Origin of the sequence: Acinetobacter lwoffii (genome assembly GCF_052078135.1) — a bacterium.
GTDB classification, from domain to species: domain Bacteria; phylum Pseudomonadota; class Gammaproteobacteria; order Pseudomonadales; family Moraxellaceae; genus Acinetobacter; species Acinetobacter lwoffii_Z.
This window is the reverse complement of record NZ_JBQGUZ010000066.1, coordinates 1-908: the sequence shown is the minus strand read 5'-3', so window position 1 is coordinate 908 and position 908 is coordinate 1. Positions and strand designations below refer to the sequence as shown.

At 37.3% G+C, this 908-nt stretch carries 1 protein-coding gene and 1 pseudogene; one reads left to right on the top strand and one right to left on the bottom strand.

Annotation, left to right across the window (positions count from 1 at the left end; all coding sequences use genetic code 11):
- Nucleotides 1–355: 355 nt before the first annotated feature.
- Nucleotides 356–685 (top strand): four-helix bundle copper-binding protein, encoded by a 330-nt coding sequence (locus ACTL4S_RS16420; RefSeq protein ID WP_025466485.1) that lies wholly within the window; start codon nucleotides 356–358, stop codon nucleotides 683–685.
- Between the two features lie 134 nt (nucleotides 686–819).
- On the opposite strand, the pseudogene ACTL4S_RS16415 reads toward ACTL4S_RS16420, so the two are convergent.
- Nucleotides 820–908, bottom strand: a pseudogene (locus ACTL4S_RS16415) (IS6 family transposase); the annotation flags it as partial.

The window sequence follows — 908 nt, the reverse complement described above, 5'->3', positions numbered from 1 at the left end:
CCAAAGAATGATTTCACCTTGAAAGTGCCGACCGTGGAAGGGATTCATCTGCTGTATCTCGAAATAAATAAGATATTTAGCTTATCATGTCAGCCTATTTGCAACAGTGCCCGGTTTTTTGACTTCACATAACGTGCATAGGGTGATTTTAGAAAAACTATAGAAAAATAAGAATGAAAGTAGATCATATTTTTATATGTATTGAATACATGAGCAGCTAAATCACTCAAAGCCAGCATCTAAAACCATTTAACAAAATCTATGACTATTTTACTTTCCCTTACCTAATCGTCCTAGTGTATATCTTTTTTTTTGATTAGCTTATTCCTAAATCAAGTGACTTTAGGTAAGTATGATGAACGATATCCAATTTTCAGATTGCGCAAAGGCATGTATGAGCTGTTCCCTTACCTGTGCCAGTTGTGCAAATGCCTGTCTAAAAGAAGAAAATCTGGAGATGATGCGAGAATGTATTCAGCGTTGTCTAGATTGTGCAGATATTTGTCAGCTCTGTGCTCGTATGCAGCAAAATGAATCTCCTTTTATGAAAGAAATTTGTGAGCTTTGTGCCAAGGCTTGTGAATACTGTGCAGATGAATGTAGCCAACATGAGCATCAACACTGCCAGCAATGTGCTGATGCTTGCCGTGAATGTGCCGTCGAATGTCGAAAAATGGTTGTCTGATAAATAAAAGAATTAGTTGAGTTTAGGATTTACTCAATGAATAGCCAACGTGTTAGTTGTTAGTGGGTCAAACCACTAACAACGGCACTGTTGCAAATAGGGATCTGAGTCGATGATTTTCCCTTCAAAAAAGCTTAGAGACCGAAAACTCTATTTACTAGCCAAACTTCTCCTAGAATATTACCGTTATAAAATAATGAAGCTTGTCCTTTGCGTAGAGCAC

What these genes read in the sequence shown, in the direction of transcription:
- ACTL4S_RS16420 (WP_025466485.1), top strand. Translation starts at nt 356, where the DNA reads ATGAACGATATCCAATTTTCAGATTGCGCAAAGGCATGTATGAGCTGT.